Origin of the sequence: Synechococcus sp. R6-7, assembly GCF_047461695.1 — a bacterium.
Taxonomy (GTDB): domain Bacteria; phylum Cyanobacteriota; class Cyanobacteriia; order Thermostichales; family Thermostichaceae; genus Thermostichus.
The window spans coordinates 1-2,288 of the sequence record NZ_JANSHS010000177.1 but is presented as its reverse complement, the minus strand read 5'-3'; the positions used below and the strand labels follow the sequence as shown (position 1 = coordinate 2,288).

At 61.1% G+C, this 2,288-nt stretch carries 2 protein-coding genes; both read left to right on the top strand.

The features are described from left to right. On the top strand, positions 1-1,011 hold a 1,011-nt coding region (locus NW815_RS05995; RefSeq protein ID WP_414415806.1), incomplete at its 5' end, for a hypothetical protein. Positions 1,012-1,033: 22 nt separating this feature from the next. Next, positions 1,034-2,266, top strand: coding sequence for a PLP-dependent aminotransferase family protein (locus NW815_RS05990; RefSeq protein WP_414389922.1), 1,233 nt, complete (start codon positions 1,034-1,036; stop codon positions 2,264-2,266). Positions 2,267-2,288 lie beyond the last annotated feature (22 nt).

Sequence of the window (2,288 nt, the reverse complement as noted above, 5' to 3'; positions counted from 1 at the left end):
TTTGGTTTCATGGGCCACTGGCTGCTATGGGGAGGGATGGGCCTTCTTTTGGGGCAGCGACTCCGCTCTTGGGGGCAACCGGCTCCTCTGCAGTGGTGGCGCGTTTTGCCGGTGAGCAGTTCTGAGGGATCCCTGACTTTTGTCCAACCGGAACTGCCTCTCTACCACTCGTTCGCGTCAGTGGTGCGGAGCGCTTTTGCCGACAGGCTACTGCCCTGGCTGGCTCAGGGAACCGGGATCTCGGCTGAAGGGATCCTGCACATCTTCTCAGCTATGGCCTGCTTGGCCATTCTGCTGTTGTGCTGGAGCTGGGGCAACTTCTGGAGTGCCGGTCTATGGGGACTCAGCCCCTGGGTGTTGACCCAAGGGTTGGAGCCGGGCAGCGAGATTTTGGGCAGCCTGGTTTTGCTTTGCAGTTGTGGTGTTGGGCCGGGATCCACCTTGCGCTGGTGGGGTCTGGCCTTAGCCTGTGCCCTGTCCTATAAGGTTTGGCCCTTGGCTTTGCTCTGGGCAGGGCTGTGGACGAGCCAGCAGTGGCCACGGCAACCGTTGCGTTCGCGTCAGCAGTGCGGGGCATCAGGACTGCTTTTGCTGCTGCTGGTGATGGGGCTTTCCTGGCTGGGACGGTTTAATTTGCCGGCTACCTCTGCTGAGGTGATTCCCTATCCTCTCAGCTCCCAAAGTGGCTTGGCTGTTTTGGCTACTTTGATGCTGCCCTTGGGGTTGAGCTTGGTGCGGTTGGGCTGGCCCTGGGCAGAACGGCAGCAAGCCCTGCTCAGCTTGGCCGGTTTGGGCCATGTCCTCTGGATAGGGGCGCTGGCGACATGGTTTTGGGATCCCCAAGTGAACACCCTGCAGCAAAGTGCTCGCTGGGGTTTGGTGGTGCTCCCCTTCCTATGCCTGAGCGCCGGCGGCGTCTTGGCTGAGATCCCCTACCGGAGCTGGCGGCGGGTTTTGGGATCCCTACTCCTGGGCAGTTCTTTCTTGTTATCGTGGCAGGCATTGGCCTAAGGTATTCTTTCTCTTGCTTGCCATGACCCAGACCTCGTCCGCATCGGCACCGCGTAGCACTTCGCGGCCCTTGTTGCAAACCCTTTTTGCCCAACGGGCTCAGGCTGTGATCCCTTCTCCTTTCGGGGCGGAGATCCCAGGTGCAGCGCCGGTGGTTACCAGTTTTACCTTTGGGCTGGCGGATCCGCGCCTGTTTCCCAAGGCCGACTTGGCGCGGGCCACGGCGGAGGTGTTGGCAGAGGATGGGGACAATGCCCTCAATTACGGCGGCACGTTTGCCGGGCTGATCGACGTGGTGCTGCAGTTGATGCGGGATAGAGGGGTAGAGGCCCAGCCGGAAAACCTACTGATCGGCTATGGCTCTGGGCAGATCCTCGGCCTGTTGCCTCAGGTCTTCGTGGAGCCGGGGGATGTAGTCATTGTGGAAGGGCCCACCTTCATGGGGGCTGTCAGCCGTTTTGCGGCGGCAGGAGCGCGTCTGATCTCGATTCCGGTGGATGGGGAAGGCATGGTGGTGGATCGCCTGGAAGAGGTGCTGCGCGATCTGGCTTGCCAAGGGATCCGCCCCCGATTTGTCTATACCATTCCCACCTTCCAAAACCCCAAAGGCTGCACCCTCTCTGGGCCACGGCGGCAGAAATTGGTGCAGTTGGCAGCTGAGTACGGTGTGGTGGTGGTGGAGGACGAGGCCTACTACGACCTGCGCTTTGCCGGGGATCCCTTGCCCAGTTTGGCTGCGCTGGATCGGGAAGGCTGGGTTCTTCATGTGGGCACCTTCTCCAAGATTGTGGTGCCGGGGGTGCGGGTGGGTTGGGCCTGTGGTCACCCTGAGATCATCCGCCGCTTGGAGATGTTTCGCAGCGAGGGATCCCTGGGGCCCTTTTTGGGCCGGGTGGTGGCCCGCTATTGCGGGGAGGGCCGTCTGCAAAGCCACATTCAACTCCTCACCCGTCGCTACCGAGAAAAGTGCCAGGTGATGCTGGAGGCCATCGCTCAACATTTTCCCCCCGAAGTCAAGGTGGAGGCCCCTGGGGGTGGATTCTTCGTTTGGTGTGAGCTACCCCCTTTCCTAAGCGCCAGCACCTTGTTGCAGGCTACCCGTGCCCTGGGGGTCACCTTCCTACCGGGCACCCACTGCTTTGCCGACGGCCAAGGGGAGCACGCCCTGCGCCTCGCCTTCAGCTATCAACCGGAAGAGCGCATTGTCAGCGGCATCCAGATTATTGGGGAGCAACTGCACAGACTGATGCACTGATACATTTACGCTGAACACTGCT